The 23,885-nt window shown below is 36.2% G+C and carries 22 protein-coding genes; 18 read left to right on the plus strand and 4 right to left on the minus strand.

Annotated features, from left to right (window positions below):
* Positions 1–60: 60 nt before the first annotated feature.
* The 10 genes from NSS97_RS06830 (at position 61) to NSS97_RS06875 (ending at position 10,635) form a co-directional block, all read left to right on the plus strand.
* Positions 61–1,428 carry an aldehyde dehydrogenase gene (locus NSS97_RS06830; protein WP_107886983.1) on the plus strand — a complete coding sequence of 456 codons (1,368 nt, stop codon included), beginning with the start codon at positions 61–63 and terminating at the stop codon, positions 1,426–1,428.
* 237 nt (positions 1,429–1,665) lie between these two features.
* Entirely contained in the window at positions 1,666–2,649 is a 984-nt protein-coding gene (potA, locus tag NSS97_RS06835; RefSeq protein ID WP_061675899.1) for a spermidine/putrescine ABC transporter ATP-binding protein PotA, read from the plus strand.
* Positions 2,646–3,494 carry a spermidine/putrescine ABC transporter permease PotB gene (potB, locus tag NSS97_RS06840; RefSeq protein ID WP_002126118.1) on the plus strand — a complete coding sequence of 283 codons (849 nt, stop codon included), beginning with the start codon at positions 2,646–2,648 and terminating at the stop codon, positions 3,492–3,494. Before potA ends, potB begins: the two co-directional genes overlap by 4 nt.
* Before the next feature lie 6 nt (positions 3,495–3,500).
* Positions 3,501–4,301 (plus strand): spermidine/putrescine ABC transporter permease PotC, encoded by an 801-nt coding sequence (potC, locus tag NSS97_RS06845; RefSeq protein ID WP_107886982.1) that lies wholly within the window; start codon positions 3,501–3,503, stop codon positions 4,299–4,301.
* Positions 4,302–4,339: 38 nt separating this feature from the next.
* The gene (gene potD, locus NSS97_RS06850) at positions 4,340–5,389 is read left to right on the plus strand and encodes a spermidine/putrescine ABC transporter substrate-binding protein PotD (protein WP_341112025.1); all 1,050 of its coding nucleotides are present in this window, start codon (positions 4,340–4,342) and stop codon (positions 5,387–5,389) included.
* A gap of 59 nt (positions 5,390–5,448) precedes the next feature.
* Positions 5,449–6,096, plus strand: coding sequence for a phosphatase PAP2 family protein (locus tag NSS97_RS06855; protein WP_002126121.1), 648 nt, complete (start codon positions 5,449–5,451; stop codon positions 6,094–6,096).
* A gap of 110 nt (positions 6,097–6,206) precedes the next feature.
* On the plus strand, positions 6,207–8,399 hold the full coding sequence (locus NSS97_RS06860) for an MMPL family transporter (RefSeq protein WP_002166118.1): 2,193 nt from the start codon (positions 6,207–6,209) through the stop codon (positions 8,397–8,399).
* Positions 8,400–8,497: 98 nt separating this feature from the next.
* Entirely contained in the window at positions 8,498–8,914 is a 417-nt protein-coding gene (locus NSS97_RS06865) for a hypothetical protein (RefSeq protein WP_002126125.1), read from the plus strand.
* A gap of 100 nt (positions 8,915–9,014) precedes the next feature.
* Positions 9,015–9,938 (plus strand): RluA family pseudouridine synthase, encoded by a 924-nt coding sequence (locus NSS97_RS06870; protein ID WP_107886981.1) that lies wholly within the window; start codon positions 9,015–9,017, stop codon positions 9,936–9,938.
* Between the two features lie 91 nt (positions 9,939–10,029).
* Positions 10,030–10,635 carry a DUF1648 domain-containing protein gene (locus NSS97_RS06875; RefSeq protein ID WP_002126129.1) on the plus strand — a complete coding sequence of 202 codons (606 nt, stop codon included), beginning with the start codon at positions 10,030–10,032 and terminating at the stop codon, positions 10,633–10,635.
* A gap of 35 nt (positions 10,636–10,670) precedes the next feature.
* Here NSS97_RS06875 and NSS97_RS06880 read toward each other — a convergent pair whose 3' ends face one another.
* From NSS97_RS06880 to NSS97_RS06895, 4 genes are all read right to left on the minus strand, one after another.
* Positions 10,671–11,486, minus strand: a complete 816-nt coding sequence (locus NSS97_RS06880) for a CAP domain-containing protein (protein WP_107886980.1) — start codon at positions 11,484–11,486, stop codon at positions 10,671–10,673.
* Positions 11,487–11,941: 455 nt separating this feature from the next.
* Positions 11,942–13,270: a (Fe-S)-binding protein gene (locus NSS97_RS06885; RefSeq protein WP_002086860.1), complete on the minus strand. Its 1,329-nt coding sequence runs from the start codon at positions 13,268–13,270 to the stop codon at positions 11,942–11,944.
* Complete coding sequence (gene glcD / locus NSS97_RS06890; protein WP_061688806.1) at positions 13,267–14,679, minus strand: glycolate oxidase subunit GlcD; 1,413 nt, start codon at positions 14,677–14,679, stop codon at positions 13,267–13,269. Before glcD ends, NSS97_RS06885 begins: the two co-directional genes overlap by 4 nt.
* A gap of 117 nt (positions 14,680–14,796) precedes the next feature.
* Entirely contained in the window at positions 14,797–15,906 is a 1,110-nt protein-coding gene (locus tag NSS97_RS06895; protein WP_107886979.1) for a sugar diacid recognition domain-containing protein, read from the minus strand.
* A gap of 136 nt (positions 15,907–16,042) precedes the next feature.
* Between NSS97_RS06895 and NSS97_RS06900 the strand changes: the two genes are divergently transcribed.
* The 8 genes from NSS97_RS06900 to NSS97_RS06935 all read left to right on the plus strand — a co-directional run bounded on the left by NSS97_RS06900 (position 16,043) and on the right by NSS97_RS06935 (position 23,876).
* Complete coding sequence (locus NSS97_RS06900) at positions 16,043–17,014, plus strand: YncE family protein (protein WP_044437867.1); 972 nt, start codon at positions 16,043–16,045, stop codon at positions 17,012–17,014.
* Positions 17,011–17,682, plus strand: coding sequence for a response regulator transcription factor (locus NSS97_RS06905; RefSeq protein WP_002126137.1), 672 nt, complete (start codon positions 17,011–17,013; stop codon positions 17,680–17,682). Before NSS97_RS06900 ends, NSS97_RS06905 begins: the two co-directional genes overlap by 4 nt.
* Positions 17,683–17,685: 3 nt before the next feature.
* Positions 17,686–19,086: a sensor histidine kinase gene (locus tag NSS97_RS06910; RefSeq protein ID WP_002011591.1), complete on the plus strand. Its 1,401-nt coding sequence runs from the start codon at positions 17,686–17,688 to the stop codon at positions 19,084–19,086.
* Between the two features lie 229 nt (positions 19,087–19,315).
* Positions 19,316–20,005, plus strand: coding sequence for a FadR/GntR family transcriptional regulator (locus NSS97_RS06915; RefSeq protein WP_201053587.1), 690 nt, complete (start codon positions 19,316–19,318; stop codon positions 20,003–20,005).
* A gap of 168 nt (positions 20,006–20,173) precedes the next feature.
* On the plus strand, positions 20,174–20,893 hold the full coding sequence (locus tag NSS97_RS06920) for a (Fe-S)-binding protein (protein ID WP_002011587.1): 720 nt from the start codon (positions 20,174–20,176) through the stop codon (positions 20,891–20,893).
* Positions 20,894–20,909: 16 nt separating this feature from the next.
* Positions 20,910–22,331, plus strand: coding sequence for a LutB/LldF family L-lactate oxidation iron-sulfur protein (locus NSS97_RS06925; RefSeq protein WP_002011586.1), 1,422 nt, complete (start codon positions 20,910–20,912; stop codon positions 22,329–22,331).
* On the plus strand, positions 22,331–23,041 hold the full coding sequence (locus NSS97_RS06930; protein ID WP_002126142.1) for a LutC/YkgG family protein: 711 nt from the start codon (positions 22,331–22,333) through the stop codon (positions 23,039–23,041). Before NSS97_RS06925 ends, NSS97_RS06930 begins: the two co-directional genes overlap by 1 nt.
* 112 nt (positions 23,042–23,153) lie before the next feature.
* The gene (locus NSS97_RS06935) at positions 23,154–23,876 is read left to right on the plus strand and encodes a prepilin peptidase (RefSeq protein WP_002086842.1); all 723 of its coding nucleotides are present in this window, start codon (positions 23,154–23,156) and stop codon (positions 23,874–23,876) included.
* Positions 23,877–23,885: the final 9 nt, after the last annotated feature.

Raw genomic sequence — 23,885 nt, forward strand, 5'->3', positions numbered from 1 at the left:
AAAAAAGTTCTATATAAATAATGAAAGAATTGGATAAAAATAGTGGGAGAAGGTGAATAGATGAGCATTTCTTCTATTGTAAATAAACAAAAGCAATATTTTTATAATGGATATACGAGAAGTATAGAAACAAGAAAAAATAATTTAAAAAAGCTTTATGATGGAATTCAGCGTTTTGAAGGTGAGATTTTTCAAGCGTTGAAATTAGATTTGAATAAATCAGTTCACGAATCATTTACAACAGAAATTGGATATGTACTAAAAGAGATTTCTTTTCAAATGAAGCATATTTCATCTTGGAGTAAACCAAAGCGTGTTCGCACAGCTCTTACTCATTTTGGATCGAAGGGGAAAGTGGTGCCAGAACCGTATGGTGTGACGCTTATTATCGCACCGTGGAACTATCCGTTTCAATTAGCAATTGCACCACTCGTAGGAGCATTGGCAGCTGGCAATACAGTCGTTTTAAAGCCGTCAGAGTTAACGCCAAACGTTTCAAAAGTGCTTACGAGAATGTTAGGTGAATTATTCCCAGAAGAGCTTGTATCGGTAGTAGAAGGCGGTGCTCAGGAAAGCACTGCACTTTTAAAGGAATCGTTTGACTATATTTTCTTTACAGGTAGTGTTGGTGTCGGAAAAGTTGTTATGGAAGCAGCGGCGAAAAAATTAACGCCTCTTACGTTAGAGCTTGGCGGGAAAAGCCCATGTATTGTACATAAAGATGCAAAGCTAGATGTAACCGCAAGACGTATCGTTTGGGGCAAGTTTTTGAATGCTGGGCAGACGTGTGTAGCGCCTGATTATATGTATGTTCATTCTTCAGTGAAAGAGCAGTTAATCGAGGCATTAAGACATGAAATCGCAGAGCAATATGGAAAAGATGCTTTGCAAAATGACAATTATGTACGAATTGTGAGTGAGCGTCATTTTGAACGCTTATGTACATTTTTGCAAGATGGTAAACCTGTGATTGGCGGGAATTATACGAAAGAAACATTACACATCGAGCCGACAGTGTTAACGAATGTTACATGGCAAAGTGCTGTTATGGAAGATGAAATTTTTGGGCCGATTTTACCAATTATAGAATATGACAAAATAGAAGAGGTAATTGAAACGATTCAGCACCATCCAAAGCCGTTAGCACTATATGTATTTTCTGAAGATAGAAAAGTGCAAGAGAAAGTGACGAGTAATATTTCATATGGCGGAGGATGTATAAATGATGTCGTATATCATCTTGCAACGCCATATTTACCTTTTGGGGGCGTTGGAAGTAGTGGATTAGGCAGCTATCATGGTGAACAAAGTTTTCGGACTTTTTCCCATTATAAAAGCATTTTGTCCCAATCTACAGCATTCGACATGAAAATTCGTTACTCTTCTACAAAAAGTGCTTTAAAATTCATACGAAAGTTGTTAAAATGATGATGGTGTTTATCAGTAGGCGTAGCCGTATGATAAAAACCCCTTCGCAACTGAAGGGGTTTTTCTGTTCGACATATGTATCATGCGAAAATGAATCAAACATACTACATAAAGAATAGAAGAGAACGCTGCTAAACAACCATTTTTGTTTGGATCGAAACAAAAAAATAGTCTATAGAACATAAATATTTATTCATGAATATAAAAATTAAAATTTAAGGTAGATAGGACGGGAAAATGAAAAAGATTATTAAAGTTGAAGCAGTAGAAAAACATTTTGGAAATCAAGTGATTATCCCCCCTCTTTCTTTAGATATTAAAGAAGGAGAATTTTTAACAATTTTAGGACCGAGTGGTTGCGGGAAAACGACTTTACTTCGTATGATCGCAGGATTTGAAACCCCAACTAAAGGGAATCTTTTATTAGATGATGAAAAGATTAACGATTTGCCGCCATACAAGCGTCATATGAATTTAGTGTTCCAACATTACGCACTATTCCCACATATGAATGTTGAAAAAAATATTTGTTTCGGTATGAAAATGCAAAAAGTATCAGCAGCAAAACAGAAAGAACGTGCGGAAGAGGCAATGCGTTTAACGCAGTTACTTGAGTTCCGTAATCGTAAACCTTCGAAGCTTTCTGGTGGACAGCAGCAGCGTGTAGCAATTGCAAGAGCAATTGTAAACAACCCACGTGTATTACTATTAGATGAGCCACTTGGAGCGCTTGACTTTAAGTTAAGAAAAGATTTGCAACGTGAATTGAAAAACTTACAACGTAATTTAGGAATTACGTTCATATATGTAACGCACGATCAAGAAGAAGCGATGAGTATGAGTGATCGTATTGTCGTTATGAATAAAGGGCATATCGAACAAGTCGGCACGCCTAAGGAAATTTACAATAAGCCGAAAACATTGTTTGTTGCGACGTTCATCGGTGAAAATAATATCGTGAAAAATGGGGAAAACTACGTAGCAGTTCGCCCTGAAAATGTAAAAGTTCGCTCGGTTGAAGAGCCAATTTTAAAAGAATACCATCTTGGACATATTGAAGATATTGAATTTGTTGGAAATATGGAAAAGCTATATGTACGTGAGGAGAAAACAGCGGAATTACTAATGGCATACCAAACTGCTGAAGAAGCAACGCAGTGGAGCATTGGAGATAATGTATATGTAGGCTGGGAGCAAGAGGACGAGGTGACCTTAAATTGAAGAAAGGGAAATTACTCGCATTACCTACAGTCGTATGGCTGTTACTCTTCTTCCTAATTCCACTTCTGTTCGTATTAGCATTTGCCTTCATGCAGCGCGGAGCATACGGGACAGTGGAAATGAAATTTACATTAGATAACATAGCACGTGTGTTTGACCCATTATATATGGGGACGTTATGGGAAACAGTGAAGATAGCTGTTATTACGACAGTACTATGTTTATTAATCGGTTATCCATTCGCCTATACAATTACAATTGTTGATCGTAAATATCGTTCTATCCTTCTATTATTGGCAACGATTCCGTTCTGGATTAACTTTCTTGTTCGTTCATACGCATGGATTGTTATTTTACGTTCACAAGGTCTTGTAAACACATTGCTATTGAAACTAGGTATTATTAGTGAACCTTTAAATCTGCTATATAATACGCCTTCTGTAATACTCGGAATGGTATATTCTTTATTACCATTTATGATTTTACCAGTGTATGCAGCAATTGAGCAGCTTGATAAGCGTAAGCTAGAGGCGGCTTATGATTTAGGAGCAACACCAGTAAAGGCATTTTGGAATGTAACAGTACCGATGACGATGTCAGGGATTACAACTGGTTCTATTTTAGTATTCGTTTCTTCTATCGGAATGTTTGTTGTATCAGACGTTATGGGTGGATCGAAAGTAGCATTAATCGGAAACGTAATTCAAAACCAATTCTTAGGTTCACGTGACTGGCCGTTTGGTTCCGCGTTATCTATGATTGTTGTTCTATTCTCTGTTCTGTTAATTTACTTATATTATCGTGCAACGAAAGTATATAAATATGATGGAAACGGAGGGGAATAGGCAAAAATGAAGAAGTTTTTAGTTTCTTATTCTTGGTTAATCTTATTGTTTTTGTATTTTCCAATGATGGTTTTAATGGTATATTCCTTCAACGATTCTCGCATTAATGCGGAATGGGAGGGCTTTACACTCCATTGGTATACAGATTTATTTCAAAAACAAGATGTTATTGATGCGTTTGTAAATAGTATGACGATTGCTGTTATAACGACAATTGTGACGACAGTTCTTGGTGTGATTTTTGCTATTGCATTACACCGTTACAAATATCGTTTTGAAGGGGCCATTAACGGTCTTGTATATTTACCAATTTTAATTCCTGATATTTTAATGGGATTATCTTTACTTATCCTATTTAGTCAATTAGGTATGGAACTTGGAAAAACAACAATTATTATTGCACACATTACATTCAGTATTTCATTTGTTGTTGTTATTTTAGCGGCACGTCTTTCTGGTATGGGACGTGATTTAGAAGAGGCTGCAAACGATTTAGGAGCAACGCCGTGGCAAACGTTTCGTTATGTAACGTTTCCAGCAATTGCACCAGGAGTTATTTCAGCCGCATTATTAACATTCACATTATCGATTGATGATTTTGTAATTAGTTTCTTCGTATCAGGACCAGGATCAACAACATTGCCATTATACATTTATAGTATGGTTAAGCGTGGAGTATCGCCTGAAATTAATGCTCTTTCTACAATATTAATTGTTGTAATTGTAGGATTAATGGTGCTATCGGAAATTTTCCGTAATAAAGGTGCAGACGGTGAAGAGAACCCTGGAGGACACCTTCCTTTATAATACGAATGATATAGAAAGAACGAGGAGGTAATAAACCGATGAAATTAGTGAAGAGATTAGCTGGTATAGCAATTAGCTTCAGTCTTGCTGCAGGTGTACTTGCTGGTTGTGGTGAGAAAAAAGAAGAATTAAACATTTATAGCTGGGCTGACAATTTTGATGAGCAAGTTTTAAAAGATTTTGAAAAGAAATATAACGTGAAAATTAACTACGATAAATATGCAAGTAATGAAGAAATGCTTGCGAAATTACAAGCTGGTGGCGCGACATATGATTTAATTCAGCCATCTGATTACATGGTGAAAACGATGGCGAAGATGGACTTATTAGCGCCTTTAGATAAGAAGAATATCCCGAACATCGAGAACCTTGTTTCTAACTTTAAAACACCTGCGTTTGATCCAGAGAATAAGTATTCTCTAGTATATACTTGGGGTGTAACAGGAATTGCATACAATAAAAAGTATGTGAAAGAAACACCTACAAGCTGGAATGATTTATGGAACGAGAAATATAAAGGACATGTTACTTTATTAAACGATTCTCGTGAAGTATTAGGAATGGGACTTAAGAAAAACGGTTTCTCTAATAGCACGAAAGAGGATGCACAGTTAAAGACAGCGTCTGCTGATTTGCAGAAGCTACTTCCAAACTTATTAGCATTCGATACAGATAATATTAAACAAAAATTCATTACAGAAGATGCTTGGATCGGGACAGTTTGGTCTGGAGACGCAGCATTCATTGCGAAAGACAATAAAGATGTAGGATACGTTGTACCAAAAGAAGGTGGCACAATTTGGGCTGATACGTTAGCAATTCCAAAAGGTGCGAAAAATAAAGAACTTGCAGAGAAGTTTATGAACTACTTATTAGATGAAAAAGTAAGTGTGAAAAACTACGAGTCAATTGGTTACAGTAATCCAAATGAAAAAGCTTATCCTCTTCATAGTAAAGAATATCGTGATAATCACATGATCTTCTTAACAAAAGAAGAATTAGATCGTACAGAGTGGCTTGTTGATGTAGACGATAAGTTAAAAGACTACGATCGCTACTGGACAGAGCTGAAAACAAAAGGTAAATAAGTAAGAAAATGCGGTTTCTAAAGTAGAAATCGCATTTTTTCATAGTAGGAGGAAATCGATTGAAGAAAAAGTTACATCAGTATGAGTTAATGTGTATCATTTTATTGTTTGTTCTATTTAGCATCATCGCTTGGAGGGTACATGTAGGTGGTGTTACAATGATGGATACATACGTACGTGATATGGTAAAAGGATTACAAACGGAAAGCTCACTTACATTCTTCTCATACTTTACAAAGCTAGGATCTGCAATTGGAGTTATAACGACACTAATTATAAGCTTGCTCGTTTTTTGGAAAAAGCGTTATTATGCTGCTATGATTGTGTATCCAATGGCTATATTAACGACACACCTTGTTAATAAGGGAATAAAAGAAATTGCAAAAAGAGACCGCCCATCATTAAATGAGGCACTTGACGCACTTGGGTATAGCTTCCCAAGCGGACATGCAATGCTATCTATTATAACATTCGGTTTTCTTGCCTATATCATTGCTGCCAATTTGAAGAGTGTAGCTGGAAAATGTGGTATTACGATTTCGATGGGCATATTAATTATATTGATTGGATTAAGTAGAGTTATTTTAAATGTTCATTACCCGACTGATATTTTAGCTGGTTACTGTGCAGGTGGCATTTTGTTAATCATCGCAATTTATTGTCATCGTTTACTTACCGAGAGATTGGGACTTAATAACGAGAGATAAAAAAACGTCTAGAAAAACTAGTATTATAGTTTTTCTAGACGTTTTTTGTTTATGGGGAGATGTGATAAAGTATAAATGACAAGTGAATTATATAAAGTAGGTGAAAATGTGTGAAGACAAATGTACATAAAATTGATAAGTGGGGGAAGTTAGGAACTTTTTTGTATCAATTTCGTTATACAGTAATTGTAGCATTACTACTACTTGCGATAGTGCTCGGTATTTTTGCTCCAAAACTTCCAGGAGTATTGGGCGGTGATGGTTTCCAAACAGAAGGGGATTATCAAAAGACGAAAGAAATTTTAGATAAAGATTTTAAGCAGTCTCAAGATACACTTTTACTCGTTTTTGAGAAGGAAAAGGATACTTCGCATGAGGAGTTCCAAAAGCGTATAGAGGGGATAATAAATCAAATTGAAGAGAAAGAAAAATACGAATCTTTCCATCATCCAATGCAAAATAAAGAGATGTTACAAGATGATATCGGTTATGCGACGATTTTATTTTCCGGGAAAACAAATAAAGAACGAATGGAAAAGACATTACAATTTGCCGGGAAAATCGAGAAGGAAAGTAATAGCGTATTAAAAGTAACACCGACAGGATATCCGAAAATTAATCAAGAGATTAATGAAAGAACGCAAAATGATTTAAAAGTAGCAGAGATGATTGGATTACCTATTGCTTTTCTCGTACTATTATTCTCATTTGGTAGTCTGATTGCGTCTATTTTACCGATTGTAAATGGCGCGCTTAGTGTCATTAGTACGATGGGGATTTTATATTTTATAGGTAGTGATAAAGAGCTATCTATTTTCGTGTTAAATGTTGCACCGATGATTGGGCTCGCATTATCAATTGATTTCGCACTGTTATTTGTAAATCGTTTTCGAGAGGAAGTTGCGAAGAGAACAGTGAAAGAAGCGATAGCGATTACGTATCAAACGGCAGGGCGTGCTATCGTATTTTCAGGGTTATGTGTATTCGTCGGTTTATCAGGCTTATTTTTCTTTAAGATAGATTATATTCAGTCTGTTGCTATTAGCGGGATGATTGTCGTTATTATGAGCATTTTGTTTTCGCTCACACTTCTTCCGGCGCTATTATCTTTAATTGGTAAAAGGATATTAAAAAAGAATCAGGCGGCGCCTACGCCATCAAATGTATGGCGTAAATTTGCACAGTTTGTAATGAAACATCCAATCGTCATGATTATTGTTGTTACAACATTTATTGTTATTTGTTTATTACCACTACGTACAGCTAACTTGCAGTTTCCTGGTGTTGAAGCGTTACCTGAAAAGAGTGATACGAGAGTTGCATTTGAGAAGTATGAAGAAGCCTTTAATAAAACTGTCCAAACACACGCTGATGTGACATTAGTAGTAGAGACGAAGAAAGATATAACAGAAAAAGAAAGTTTACAAAAGATAGAAGCTGTTGTTCAAAAGTTAAAAGACGATAAGCAAGTATATAAGGTGAAAAGTGTATATGACGGGCTAAATGGAATGAAAGCAGATCAAGTTGCTGGAATGTTACAGTCGCCAGAAGCTGCGAAAATAGCTCCTGTATTTGAAGCGTATACGAAAGGGAATAAAACAACAATGGAAGTCTTTTTGGATACGAAGCCAAGTACAGAAACCGCAAAACAATGGGTTCGTGATTTCAAAAAGAATTATAAAGAAAATGATGTTACTTATTATTTGGGCGGTATGACGACGTTCCAGCAAGAGTTAGAAGATGAAATTAAAGATAAAGTTGCAATTGGTATGTCTGTTATATTTGGATCAACCTTTGTCATTTTATTATTCGCATTCCGCTCTATACTCATTCCAATTAAAGCTATTATTATGAACGTACTTAGTTTAAGTGCAACAATTGGAATTGTAATTTGGTTATTTGAAGGTGGTCATTTCGGATTAGAAGAGAGTTCAGTTTTATTTGTATTACCAATCTTTATTTTCGGCCTCGTATTTGGGCTTAGCATGGATTATGAAGTATTTCTTATTTCACGTATTCATGAGCTTTATGAAGAAACAGGAGATAACGATCAAGCAACGTTAGAAGGACTTGTTTCGACAAGTAGAATTATTACGTCCGCCGCTTTAATTATGATTGTTGTTACCGGTGCGTTCGCCTTTACTGATATTTTACCAGTAAAGCAGATGGGGCTTGGGGTTGCATTAGCAATATTTCTTGATGCAACAATTATCCGTCTTATGCTCGTACCAAGTTTAATGAAATTGTTTGGGGATTGGAACTGGTGGCTACCATTTCGAAAGAAAAGAGAAAAATCATCGTAAAAAACTCATCTATAAGATGAGTTTTTTTTATGAATAGCAGGGCCCATATTTTGCGCATAGTATGTGATAAGAACATTACATACAAGTAGGTGAAGGCAATGTTTCGTTATTTTAAGTTTAAGCTAAATGATACAGTACAGTTTGCTGAAAACGATGGGCATATGTATCGCATTGTCGGTTATCGGTTGGAAAAAGGGTTTTACCCAAAAGATGAATGGACTCATATTATTTATGAACTGCTTAGAGACTTTGACGGGTATACGATGGATGCGGAAGAAGAGGAACTTGTAAAAGTCATTCAAGTAGAGGATGAGTATTACAAAATACAAGAAGTATCGGGGTATCGCTATCCAGTAAAAATGAAGCAAAAGCAACAAGTTATGAAAGGAGAGAAAATAGACGACTTATTAGATACGTACAACGACTATAAACGATTGGCGGATTTCTTTAAAGATTTATTGTATGAACAAAAAGCTGAAGAAGTGTTGCAGGAAATGAAAAGGCTTAGAGCGTGAGGGGACAGTCGATTATAAGGCTGTCCTCTATTTTTGACGGTGCATCAAAGTATGTTTTCCGTTACAATGAGAGAATCAATAGAAATAAGGTGATTATAGTATGGAAACAAAGAAAAAGGGCGAATGGTGCGAAATTACGGTTCCAGCGACGTGGAATGGTATAAGTATTGAGTCGTTGTTAAAAATGGAATGGGAAGTACCAAAAAAGTTATTACATCAGCTTCGTATGGAAAAAGGTGTTACGGTTAACGGAGAACAAAGGAGATGGAATGAACTTTTAAAAGAAGGGGATAAGTTACAAGTTCATATGTTTATGGAGGAGGAGTACGGCGTAGAGCCGGAATATGGTGAATTAAATGTAGTGTTTGAAGACGATCACGTACTCATTGTAAATAAGCAGGGGCAAATGGATACACATCCTTCTGAAAAAAATGGGACGGGAACACTTGCCAATCTTGTTGCTTTTCATTTTCAAATGCAAGGTTTAGAGACGAAGGTTCGGCATATCCATAGATTAGATAAAGATACGACGGGTGGTGTTGTATTCGCAAAACATAGAATTGCGGGTGCAATTATGGATCGTTTATTAATGGAACGGAAAATTAAAAGAACGTATGCGGCACTTGTTGAAGGAAAAGTAAAAAAGAAGCAAGGGACAATTGACGCGGCCATCGGAAGAGATCGACATCATGCTACAAGGCGCCGTGTTTCTCCAAAGGGAGACAAAGCTATAACGTACTATAAAGTAGAGAAATATTTTAAAAAACAAAATGCGACGCTCGTAACGTTACAGTTAGAAACCGGTAGAACACATCAAATTCGCGTTCATATGAGCTATAATGGAAATCCATTAGTTGGGGATGTATTATATGGTGGGCAAACAACATATATGTCCGGGCAAGCGTTACATGCGATGAAGATTAATTTTTTGCATCCGATTACGAAAGAAGAGATCGTTGTTGACGTACCTTTCCCTACAAATTTAAACGATACAATGAAAAAACTTGAAAGAGAAAATAGGTAAAGTGTAAGTTTAAAGTTGAAAAAGGTAGATTTTTGCAGGGATTTCTCTGAAAGAGGCGAAGCCGTTAAGAGAAAAGAGAGGTGAGAATTACTTGATCAAATATAAATATATGCTAGGGATATTTTTCGCTTGTCTCTTACTTACTCTATGTATTTATCCATATTTACCAACTCGTATGGCAGTGCATTGGAACGAGAATGGTGGAGCGAACGAGTTTATGAGTAAACAAGTTGTCGTATTATTTATCCCTGTCCTTATTATTATTTTACATGGATTAGTATATGTTATTTTACATAATATATATAAGTTTAATGAAGGGGAGTATTTCATTATAAATGGATTTATAAAGAGTATTACTTTATTTATGATGTTTGTCCATATACTAATTCTCTTTATTAATTTGGGAAGTATTATATCCTTTCAGACAGGACTAACGATTGGAATTAGTATGTTTCTTTTTATGTTTAGTAAAGTGTTTAAAAAGGTGAAGGATAGAGAGAAAGAACCGATCAAATTACAAAAAATCCGTTTAGTTAGTAGGCGAATCTTTCAAGTGATGGCATGTAGCATATTATTTTCGTTGCTTTTGAGCCTGAAGTGGGGATTTTACTTGTTAATTAGTGTAATAAGCTGCGGGTCTATTTTGTTTATGTTCTACATTTTATACGCATACATATTAGAAAGCTATGAAACATAAAAAAAGAGTCTTCTCCTAGAAGACTCTCTTTTTTTTTACTTCGTAATAAATTGTTGTGTCCAGTAGTTGCCGCTTTCTACATAGCCAACACCAATATGAGTGAAGCCACTATTTAAGATGTTTGCACGGTGTCCAGCACTGTTCATCCAAGCTTGTACAACTTCTTCTGGAGTACGTTGTCCTTGGGCGATGTTTTCACCTGCAGATTTATAAGAAATACCAAATTTCTTCATCATGTCAAACGGAGACCCGTATGTAGGGCTGTTATGATCAAAGTAGTTGTTTTTTTGCATATCTTCAGACTTAATGCGTGCTACTTTGCTTAATTCAGTATCGATTTGTAATGCTGATAAGCCTTGTTTTGTACGCTCTGCGTTTGTTAATTCAACAACGCGTTGTTCGAATTCGCTTAAAGATTTTGCTTCTTCAGCAGGCTTTTGTGTTTCGTTTTGAGTATTGTTGTTTTCAGCTGGTTTTTGAGCTTCTGGTTTAGCAACTTCTTCAGCAGGCTTTTGTTCAGCTGGTTTTTGAGTTTCCTCAGCAGGCTTTTGAGCTTCTGGCTTAGCTGTTGGTTGTTCAGTAACAACATTTTCAGTAGGCTGTTGACCAGGAATGAAGCAATCCTGTTGGAATTGTCCTTGGTTCCATTGTGCTAATGATTCAACTCCCATAGATTGTAAGAATGCTTGTAATTCTTGTTGGCTCATTTGCTTCATCATCATTTTTGAATGCTGAATATTTTGAACCTTTATGTTAGATGGTTGTACTGTTGCAGCTTGTGCATCTAAAGAAGATACTCCTAAAGTAAGAGCTGTTGCAGCAGCTACAGATAATAAAACACGCTTTTTCATGATGTGTGTCCCCCTATATAAAGTTTTAATTTGTTTTCACACGATTTGTTTTTGACAGCCTGTCTGACTGACCAATTCATCGTAGCATACAATTTGCGAGAAAAAAGATGGAAAAAAATTCATAGACTTAAAATTTTCCTAATTTATCCTAAGAGGAGGAAAGGGATGAAATAAGAGAAACATAGAGTATAAAAGGAATTTTCAGCATTTTTATACTTGGTTTTAAGAGGGGGTTTTTGGATAAATGTACCTATATTAAAAATGAAGAATCCTATTGTATCAATGATTTTAGCATTTTTTTGAGGAATATACTGGATGTATTTTTACAAAACTGTAATGTTTCTGTTGTTCTTTTTTATAATAAAGTAACATATTTTTAATGTTGTAGCGGACAAAAAAGCGGCTATCTCTTTACATAGACGAAGGAGATAGCCGTTTTCCTATTATTACGTATGTTACGAGTTGGTTTCAATTGCTTCTAATAATAGATCAACAATGTGAATTCCTCTCATTTTATGAGAAAGACCTTCACGTTCAATACCTAGTTTCATTTGTAATAGACATCCAGGGTTTGCAGTAACAATTGTCGCTGCATCTGTTTCATGTACACGGTCCATTTTGTAATCTAGAAATTCCATTGATAACTCCGAATGGACAATATTATAAATACCAGCAGAACCACAGCAACGGTCCGCATCTTTCATTTCGCGGTATGTTGCGCCTTGAATGGCCTCTAGTAACATACGAGGTTCCGAAGATGTTCGCATAACATTACGTAAATGACAAGAGTCTTGATACGTAATGATTTGCGGCGTGAGTCGTAAGTCATTACGTTTATGGAAATCTAGTTCTACTAGTATAGCAGTAATATCTTTAATTTTAGAAACAAATTGCTTTGCGCGTTCAGCCCATTTGGGATCATCTTTTAACAGATAATCATAGTCTACGAGGTAAGCTCCGCAACCACCTGCATTCGTAATAATATAGTCGATGTTTAAATCTTCGAATGCTTCTATATTTCGTTTTGCTAATTCTTTTGCTCCACTCTTTTCACCAGCATGCCCATGTAATGCCCCGCAGCAACTTTGTGTTTTCGGAATAACGATATCACAACCAGCTAACTGAAGAAGTTTCATCGTTGCGTTATTTGTTTCTAAAAACATCGTATCCATTAAACAGCCTGTGAAGAATGCAACTTGTTTCTTCTTTGCCACCTCAGCAGGTAAAAATTCAGGACGATCTTTCATCGCTTTCATTTTAGGGACTTTTGGCAAAACGAGGTCCATCGTTGCAAGTGTTTCAGGGAATAACTTCATAATACCTGTTTTATGTGTTAGCGTTTGTAAACCAGAACGCTGGTAAAATCCGATTAGTCCTGTTAATGTTCGCATTCGGTTTTGATGCGGGAATAGTCCTTCAAAAACAACTTTACGAACAGCTCTCACGGGCATGGAGAACTTTTTATTTTGATTAATAATATCACGAGCTTCTTCTAATAAATGTCCATAATTCACACCAGATGGACAAACAGGTTCACAAGCGCGGCAGCCAAGGCAAACATTTAATGTATCTTCAACATCTTCATCCGGCTCAATTAAACCATCAACGACGGCTTTCATTAAGGCGATACGTCCGCGTGGGGAATGTGATTCTTTATACCCAGATTGAATGTAAGTAGGGCAAGTTGGTAAACAAAAGCCGCATCGCATACAGTTTAGTAGTTCATCTTCACTTAATCGTTCTTTAAATTCCTTTTGAATGTTTTCTTTATTTAATGTGGTCATCGCTCAACCACCACTCTTTTACGAGAGTCTTTCGCGAACATCTTTCCAGGATTCATAATGTTGTTTGGGTCGAAGGCTTGTTTAATCCCTTGCATAGCAGCGATACCTTCTTTACCTAATTTCATTTCTAAATACGGAGCTTTCATCGCGCCAACACCATGTTCGCCGGTAATCGTACCACCAAGCTCAATCGCTTTCGCAAATATTTCAGCAAAAGCCTGTTCAGCACGGTGCATTTCGTCTTCATTACGGGCATCTGTCATACAAGTCGGATGCAAATTACCATCACCAGCATGACCAAAAGTACAAATAGGAATATTATATTTCTTTGCAATTGCATTAATTGCTTCAACCATTGGAGCGATTTGTGAACGTGGTACAGTTGCATCTTCTAATATTGTTGTCGGTTTTAGTCTTGCAAGTGCTGATAGTGCACTCCGGCGTGCTGTACGAAGCGCATCTGCTTCGGCTTCATCTTTTGCAACGCGAACATCGACCGCATTCATAGCACGGCAAACGTTAGCCATTTTTTCGATATCTCGATTGACAACCTCGGGCGGGCCATCTTGTTCAATTAATAAAATTGCTTTAACGTCAGTTGGTAAACCGATTTGTGCAAACTCTTCTACAACTTCAATTGTTGGTTGGTCTAAAAACTCAAGTGTCGCCGGAATAATTTTATTTGCAATAATAGCAGAAACAGCTCGAGCAGCTTCGTTAATATCTTCATATAGCGCAAGCATCGTTTTCTTCGTTTCAGGCATAGGGACAAGTTTTAATATAGCTTCCGTAACAACACCAAGTGTTCCTTCAGAACCAATAAATAAACGAGTTAAATCATAACCAGCTACATCTTTTGCTAATTTACCACCAGTGCGAATGATATCGCCGTTCGGTAAGACAAGTTCAAGCCCCATTACATAATCACGTGTTACGCCATATTTTAAACCACGTAATCCGCCGGAGTTTTCATTAATGTTACCGCCGATTGTAGAAATTTTCATAGAGCTTGGATCTGGTGGATAAAATAAACCTTTTTCTTCTACTGCTTTAATAATATCAAGTGTAATAACACCAGCTTGTACAGTAATTGTTAAATTCTCTTCGTCAATTTCTAAAATATTGTTCATATGGCGGAAAATAAGGACGATACCACCTTCAAGTGGACACGTTCCAGCGCAAAGATTTGTTCCAGACCCGCGAACGTATACTGGGATTTTATGAGTGTTACACACTTTTAACACGTCTGCTATTTCATTTGTATTACGAGGAGCGATGACTGCATCAGGCATCGCTTGGAAGTTTGGAGTGGCATCATAACTATAAGTTAAACGCCCCATATTGGATGTATCTACATTATCTTCGCCAACAATAGATACGAATGAATCAATAATTTGCTTTTCTAACATTGGAAATCCCCCTCAAACTGTTAACGTATTTCGTCATAATAAAAAACGTTGTAACAGTGCTTTCATTATAATGATAAAAAAGTTGGAGGATTCTTTCTATGTACAATCATCTAAAGATTAATCAATTTTATCGTTATTTTTTGTATGATTATCTAATAAGAGGAGTGCGAAGTATAAAACATTTAAATCTTTGAATTGTTTCGGGTCAAGTCCTGTATGTTCTTCAATCTTTTTTAGCCTGTAATGCAATGTGTTAATGTGTATATGTAATTGCTCAGCTGTCTGCTTATAAGATTGGTTATAATCGATAAATAAACGTAAAGTGTGCATAAGCTCAGGAGATGATACTAAGTTTTCAATGGTACGCTCTAGAAACTGTTCTCGAGTTTCAGTAGAAATATCTTGTAAGCACATTTCTAAACGTAAATCTTCATTAAATACAATTTTTTTCGTTTCAAGTGATACTGAAAGGGCGCGTAATGCTTGTTCGTACGATAAGTTCATATTGCTTGGCGTAACTGTTTGTCCAATCCCGATATATAAAGTAATAGAAAATAAAGTTTCACAGTCTTGTTTTAACCGTTTTAAAAATTGAAAGGTTTGCTCTTTGGATTGGATTGTTGTAAACAAAATAAACCGATCATTTCCCCAGCGAACAAATAAATTTTCTTTTGCTAAAATGTTGCGCATATGTTGCCAAATTTTACGCTGGAGCATCGTATTATCTTGGGCGATTGATAATAAAATAAGTTGTTTCTTCTTATATAAATCAATGCCAAGCGTTTTTGCACGATCGAGAAAACTTGGAGACCAGTCTGTATTTTGAAGCCAATCAAAGACAAATCCTTCATAAGAACGGTGCTCAAGTTCTAGTTGTTCTAAAAAGTAGTTTTCATGAATTAATAATTCGGTCATCTTACGTAATATTTCTCCGTATTGTGAAATATTTTCAGGTTCTCCTGTAATTCCAATCACGCCGATTACTTCGTCATGGAATAGTAAAGGAAGGTTCATCCCAGCTTTTACACCTTGCAGTCGTCGTTCATCGTCTTTTGTAATAATGACAGTTTTCTTTTGTTTCGCACAGCGGAGTGCACCTTCATGAAATTGACCGATTCTTTCCGCATCTGTACTTGCGATAATAACGCCTTGTATAATAATAATGTTTTCAGTAATTAATCTGCGTACTTCACGTACAATTTTATTCGCTAAATCAGGAAAAAGCATAATTTACACACCTCAAATTCTATTTGTTGTACATTATATATGTAAGTTTATTAATAAAGGAAGATTTCACATTTTCCACACATTTATTTGTTATTTTACAATTATAACGAAATCATCCGAAGATGGAGGGAATCTTTTGAGAAAGTATGTTTTTCTTCTCTGTTTTTTATTTCTATTAGTAGGGTGTCAAGGAAGTTCGTATACACCGATTGCTAAAGATAAAAGTGTTATTATAACAACAAATATAAAGGAAGGTAGTATTAGTTTTATTGATAAAAAAACAAAGAAGCTATTAACAACATGGGAATTAAATGAGCCGATTGCGGGGGTTACGCTACTTCCAAATGGCGAGGAAATACTTGTTTATGGTAAGCAATTAGAATATATGTATGTATATTCACTAGCAGAAGGAAGACAAGTGGACAAATATAAGATTGGAAAAGGAATTGCTAATGTTATCGCATCAGATGATGGAACACAATTATTTGCTGCCGATCAAAATGAACAAAAGGTAAGGTTCTTTACGATAAAAGGAAAAGAGACAGGGAGTGTTTCAGCAGGAAAAGGGCCGATAACGATGGTAGAGCATCATAACCAGTTATCTGTACTCAACTTTTATGATACGAAATTAACGACCATTGATACAAAGAAAAAAGAAGTGATACAGTCCTTTATGATTCCACCAGCATCAACAGGAGCAACGGTTAGCGCTGACGGGAAAGAAATATGGATTGGTGGACATGGTGATGGAAGTCAAGTGAATGAGAAAGTATTAGTGTATTCTTTACAGAGCGGAGAGATGATGCGTTCTTTACATGCTCCGTTTATGCCTGTGAATATAACAAAGGATGATAAGTATGTATATGCGCTAAGTCACGGTTCAAATACGCTTAGAAAGTTTGATGCAAGTACGTATCAAGAGGTAGGATTTGCAGAAGTAGGATCTAATCCATTTGCATTTTTGAAAAGCGGTGCAGAAGGATATGTAGCTAGTTATGATAGCGATGAAGTATGCGTAATGGATATGAAGAATATGAAAATAAAACAAACAATTAAAGTCGGAAAAGGACCGTTTCAACTCATAGAGAGAGAAGGGGAAGGACAATGAGTAAATATAACGTGCTAGTCGTAGATGACGAAAGTGATATGAGGCAACTTGTCGGAATGTACTTAGATAACTTCGGATACGAGTGGGGAGAAGCTGAAAATGGAAAAGAGGCACTTCGAAAATTAGAGACGGATCATTATGATTTCGTTGTACTAGATATTATGATGCCTGAGATGGATGGGCTTTCAGTTTGTAAAGAGATTCGAAAAACGTCGGATGTACCTATTATATTTTTAACAGCAAAAGGTGAAGAGTGGAATAGGGTGAACGGCTTACGTATGGGAGCAGATGATTATATTGTAAAGCCATTTAGTCCTGGGGAACTAATTGCTCGTATGGAAGCTGTTTTAAGACGATATACAAAGCAAGAACAGCAAGAAGAGATTCAATTTGGACCGATTCTTATTAATGAAAAAAGTAGGAGGGTCGAGACGAATGGTGAGACGATTCCTCTTACGGTAAAAGAGTTCGATTTACTATATTTTCTTTGCCAACATAATGGACAAGTATTTAGCCGGGAACAATTGCTTGAAAAGGTGTGGGGATATGATTATGCAGGAAGTACAAGAACGGTAGATACGCATGTGAAAACGATGCGTCTAAAGCTAGGAGAAAGTGGAAACTACATTCAAACCGTTTGGGGTGTAGGTTATAAATTTGAGGTGTAACGTATGTTTACGATGGTACAAAAGCTTTGGCTTACAGTAGTATGTGCAGTATGTGTAACAGTTTCCTTTCTTTATTTTGTATCTTTATACTCATATGAAAAGTTATACGTTGATAATTTAAAAGATTCATTAGTAATGGAAGGGAAACGTCTTGCCACGCAATATGATAAACGTGAAGGAGTATCCACTTTTGAAGAGAAAGTAAGGGCATATGATCAAATATCTAGTTCAGATGTCCTTTTCGTATACAATCCGCGTGATTTAAGTGCATGTTTGCCTTTTGATGTTCACCATCATTCTCTTATAAGTGAAGGGGATAGACAGGCGCTATTAGATGGGAAAACTGTGACAAAGATAGGGTATGAAGAACATTTTGATCGTAATATTATGGGTGTTGTCATCCCTGTTTTAGATAATAAAAAATTAGTTGGTATTGTATACTCTTATATTCCTTTAAAAAGTATAAAAGACTTAATATTTGATATGGGTCTTATTTTAGCGCCGTTAGCACTTGCAATGATTTTAATTACAATATGGATTGGTAGAAAAATTATTATCGCCATTACGAGACCGCTTTCGCAAATGGAACGAGTTGCAAATCATTTGGCTACTGGAGATTTCTCAGAGCGGATTACAATTTCTTCAGAAGATGAAATTGGACGATTGGGAAAAGCCTTTAATAAAATGGCAAACTCCTTAGAAACAGAAGATGTAAAGCGTAAGGAATTTTTAGCTAATGTTTCGCATGAACTTAGAACACCGCTTAGTTATATTAAAGGATATAGTGAAGCTATTTTAGACGGTGTAGCGAAGGGGCCGCAGCAGGAAAAAGTAACGCAACTTATTCATAAAGAAGCAGGTCGCATGCAGCGCCTCGTTCATGATTTATTAGATCTAGCGCAGCTAGAAGGTGAACACTTTCCCTTAAAGAAACAACCTATCGTTTTTTCACAGCTTATTGAAGATGTACTAAATACGTACGAGTTACAGTTTGTAGAAAAAAACCTTCGTATTTCAACGAATTTAAATCCTGAAATTATCGTAATGATTGATGAGGATCGTATGCAACAAGTACTTCATAATGTATTAGATAATGCGATACGTTATACAAATCAAAACGGGGATATCATAATAACATTAAAGCAAATCGATGATTATTGTGAATTGCACATAAAAGATACAGGAATAGGTATTGATAGAGAGCATTTAGAAAATCTGGGGGAACGCTTTTACCGAGTAGATAAAGCGAGAAGTCGTCAACATGGTGGAACAGGTTTAGGTCTTGCAATTGTAAGGCAAATTGTTCATATACATGACGGTGAGTGGAGAATAGAAAGTGAAAAAGGTAAGGGCACGACAGTTAGTATTAAATTAAAAGCACAAGATGAGGAGAGCATATTCTAACTTTTGGAATATGCTCTTCATATTGAAGGTAAATAGTTACGCGTAAATGTATTAATTAATATCAAACAAATATCAAAAATTTGACTATTTTATGAACAAAACATTTGTACTTCTTACTAATTCGTTCTAAAATAGTTATGGATGCTAAGTTCTTATAAAACGTTACAATTGTTGTTTGGAAGATACTGAGGTGATTTAACTGGAGTACAAATCTATTAAACCGAAAAAAATTTACGAAGAAGTATCTGAAGCTATTTTAACAATGATTAAAAATGGTACGTTAAAACCTGGTGACAAACTACTTCCTGTTCATCAATTAGCTGAGCAGTTTCAAGTTGGCAGATCTGCTGTTCGTGAAGCGCTAAGTGCGCTAAGAGCAATGGGCTTAATTGAAATGAAACAAGGAGAAGGTACATATGTAAGGAATTTCGATCCTTCTTCATTAACAAAATCACTAAATAACAAGTTATTAATGAAGAAAGAGGATATTTTGAATTTATTAGAAGTACGGAAGGTGCTCGAAGTGGGGGCAGTTCGAGCGGCAGCGGCAAAACGTACGGAAGCTAATTTGCAAAATATGAAGCAGTGGTTAGATGAAATGGCAAAGAGCATTGGAGATGAGAAGGCTGGCGAAAAAGCAGACTTTCATTTTCATATGGGAATTGCAGAATCTTCGCATAATAACATCTTGCTTGAGCTCATGAATCATGTTTCAGAGATGATTGCTGAAACGATTGGTGAATCAAGACGCATTATTTTATATGGTGAACAAACAACATCAGAACGACTTTTAGAAGAGCATCAATCTATATATGATGCGGTGTTAAAGCAAGATGTGGAATTAGCGCAGCAAGCGATGCTAGATCATTTAACAAATGTAGAACATATTGTCACAGGTAAAAGCGATATAAATTCGTAATTTAATCTTTTAAAAATCTAATTTTCTGATAAAATAGAGAGAGATTAAGTAAGCGTTTTCTTTAGAATAGGGAGAGGATAGGCCATGGTTGAGCCTACTTCTTCTAATCTTAGTCATCTGATGACCATATGATTTTTGGCGGAGTTGTAATGAGGGGGAATTATAGTTATGAAAGTTACTTTATTTGTTACTTGTTTAGTCGATATGTTTGAAACAAACGTCGGTAAAGCAACAGTTGAAGTATTGGAGCGTTTAGGTTGTGAAATTGAATTTCCAGAAGCACAAGTTTGTTGTGGTCAGCCTGCTTATAATAGCGGCCATGTAGAAGCAGCAAAAGAAGCGATGAAACATATGATTGAAACTTTCGAAGATGCAGAATATATCGTTACGCCATCTGGATCTTGTGCGACAATGTTTCATGAGTATCCGCATGTTTTTAAAGATGATCCGAAGTGGGCTAAACGTGCACAAAAGGTTGCTGATAAAACATATGAATTTACACAATTTATTGTAGATGTTTTAAAAGTTACAGATGTTGGTGCAAGTTTACCAGGGATAGCTACTATTCATAAATCTTGTCATATGACACGCCTGCTTGGAGTAAAAGAGGCACCAGGAATTTTATTATCAAGCGTAAAAGGATTAATTGTGAGAGAACTGCCGAACGTGCAAAATTGTTGTGGGTTTGGGGGAACGTTTTCAGTTAAGATGACTCCAATTTCTGAGCAAATGGTAGATGAAAAAGTAGATAGTGTAATGGAAACAGGTGCAGATTATTTAATCGGTGCAGATTGTGGGTGTTTGTTAAACATTGGCGGACGTATTGAGCGTTTAGGAAAAGAAGTAAAAGTAATGCATATTGCTGAGGTCTTGAATAGTCGCTCATGAAGGGGGAACATAAGCTATGTCTATGAAAATCAGTGAGAAAAAATTTAATGATCGCGTTGGCGATGGAATTCAAGATTCGTTTATGCGCGGAGCGGTATCTTCTGCACAAACGCGTTTATATACAAATCGATTAAAAGCAGCTGACGAGTTGGGAAACTGGGAAGAGTGGCGTGAACTAGGTGAACAAATTCGTCAACATACGTTAGAAAATCTTGATTATTATTTAATGCAGTTAAGTGAAAATGTATCAAAAAGAGGCGGTCACGTTTACTTTGCGAAAACGAAAGAGGATGCAGCAAAGTATATTCAAGACGTTGCAAAAAAGAAACAAGCGAAGAAAGTTGTAAAATCAAAATCAATGGTAACTGAAGAAATTAGTATGAATCATGCCCTTGAAGAGATTGGTTGTGAAGTGTTAGAGAGTGACTTAGGAGAGTATATCTTGCAAGTAGATAACGATCCACCATCACATATTATTGCGCCTGCACTTCATAAAAACAGAACGCAAATTCGTGATGTATTTAAAGAAAAACTTGGATATGAAAATTCTGATGATCCATACGAAATGACAAAGTTTGTTCGTAAACAACTTCGTGAGAAATTTATGGATGCAGAAATTGGTGTGACAGGTTGTAACTTCGCTGTTGCAAATACTGGCTCTCTTTGTTTAGTGACGAACGAAGGTAATGCCGATCTTGTCATGTCGATTCCGAAAACACAAATTGCAGTAATGGGTATGGAACGTATGGTTCCGACAATGGAAGAATTAGATGTTTTAGTTGGTTTACTATGTCGTAGTGCGGTAGGTCAAAAATTAACAAGTTATGTAACAGTAGCAGGACCAATTCAAGAGGAAGAGGTAGATGGACCAGAAGAGTTTCATTTAGTCGTTGTTGATAATGGCCGCTCTCAAATTCTTGGATCGGAATTCCGTTCAATATTGCAATGTATTCGTTGTGCCGCTTGTGTTAACGTATGTCCCGTATATCGTCACGTTGGTGGACATTCGTATGGATCTATTTATTCAGGACCAATCGGTGCGGTATTAACACCACTTTTAGGTGGGTATGACGATTACAAAGAGCTTCCTTATGCATCTAGTTTATGCGGAGCATGTACAGAAGCTTGTCCAGTAAAAATTCCATTACATGATTTATTATTAAAACATCGTCAAGTCATCGTTGAGCAAGAAGGTCGTGCCCCACTTGCAGAAAAATTAGCAATGAAAATGTTTAGTATGGGTGCTTCTTCAGCAGCTTTATATAAAATGGGATCGAAAATGGCACCGGCAGCAATGAGTCCATTTACATCTGGTAACCGTGTATCAAAAGGTGTTGGACCACTTAAAAACTGGACGGATATTCGTGAATTCCCGGCTCCAAGTAAAGAACGATTCCGTGATTGGTATAAAGATCATAAGAAAGGCGGGGACAAATAATGACAGGATTAATTCAAAACCGTGAGTCCTTTCTAGATAATATCGCAAAAGAACTTGGGCGCGCGCGTAAAACAGAAGGTGTAGAACGACCAGCATGGAAAAGTAATGTGAATGTAGAAACGTTAAAAGATTATTCACAAGAAGAATTGTTAGAAGTATTTAAAAAGCAATGTACAAACATTCATACAACTGTTGTGGAAACGACAAACGACCGCTTACGTGAAGATATTCAAAAAGTAATCGTTGAAAACGGCGGAGGACCTATTATATTATCAGCAGATGAACGTTTTGATTCCTATGGATTGACTTCTTTATTTAAAGAAGAGCTTCCAAAGCAAAATGTTGAGGTAAATGTATGGGATCCTGAGAAAAAAGAAGAGAATATGCGTATAGCGGAAAAAGCGAATATCGGTATTGCATTTAGTGATTATACTTTAGCTGAATCTGGTACGATTGTTGTACAAAGTCATAAAGGACAAGGGCGTTCTTTACACTTTTTACCGACTGTATACTTTGCTATTATTCCACGTGAAACACTTGTACCGCGTATTACACAAGCAGTTCAACATATGAACTCTCGTGTGGAAAAAGGTGAAGCAGTCGCATCTTGTATTAACTTTATTACAGGACCAAGTAACTCTGCGGATATTGAAATGAATCTTGTTGTCGGAGTACACGGGCCGTTAAAAGCAGTATATTTCATCGTATAAAATAGGGGAAAGCAGGCCGGAAAACGGCCTGCTTTTTTAATAGAATAAAGATAATATGAAGTAGAAGTTCTCTCCTTTTTTTGTTATGTTCTTTTGGAAAGGAGAGGAAGGGATGTTCACTTATTTATATGCATTGTTAATAGGTATGGTGTTTGGTTCTTTTTTTATGGTGATTGCGATGAGAGTTCCAGTAGGGGAATCTATTATTACACCGCGTTCGTACTGTCATTACTGCAAGTATACGTTACAGCCGAAAGAACTTATTCCAATCATTTCATTTTGTATACAAAAAGGGCGTTGTACAAATTGTAAGAGCAAAATCTCAAGTTTGTACATAGTATTTGAATTTGTTACAGGCAGTTTATTTTTTCTTACTGTATATGTAATTGGAATGGAAAGAGAGCTCATCATCATTTTATCGCTTTTTTCGTTACTTCTAATTATTTCAGTTACAGATTTAGTATATATGCTAATACCTAATCGTATTTTAATTTGGTTTGCGCTTTTGCTTATTTTAGAATGTATTTTTGTACCGTTAGTTACTTGGATAGATAGTTTAGCTGGTAGTGGAACTATATTCATTTTGTTATATTGCATGCAAAAGATTTATCCAGATGGTCTTGGCGGAGGTGATGTAAAATTACTTTCGTTACTCGGATGTATAGTCGGAGTGAAAGGGGTTTTTATAACTTTATTTTTAGCATCTTGCTTTAGTCTTTGTTTTTTCGGGATAGGTATAGCGCTAAAACGTATAAACATAAGAACTCCAATTCCGTTCGGACCTTTTATTAGCCTTGGAGCAATATGTTATGTGTTGGTCACATATGCAAAATAGAGAGGAGAT

This window comes from Bacillus sp. FSL R12-0074, from assembly GCF_038005725.1.
GTDB classification, from domain to species: Bacteria; Bacillota; Bacilli; order Bacillales; family Bacillaceae_G; genus Bacillus_A; species Bacillus_A mycoides.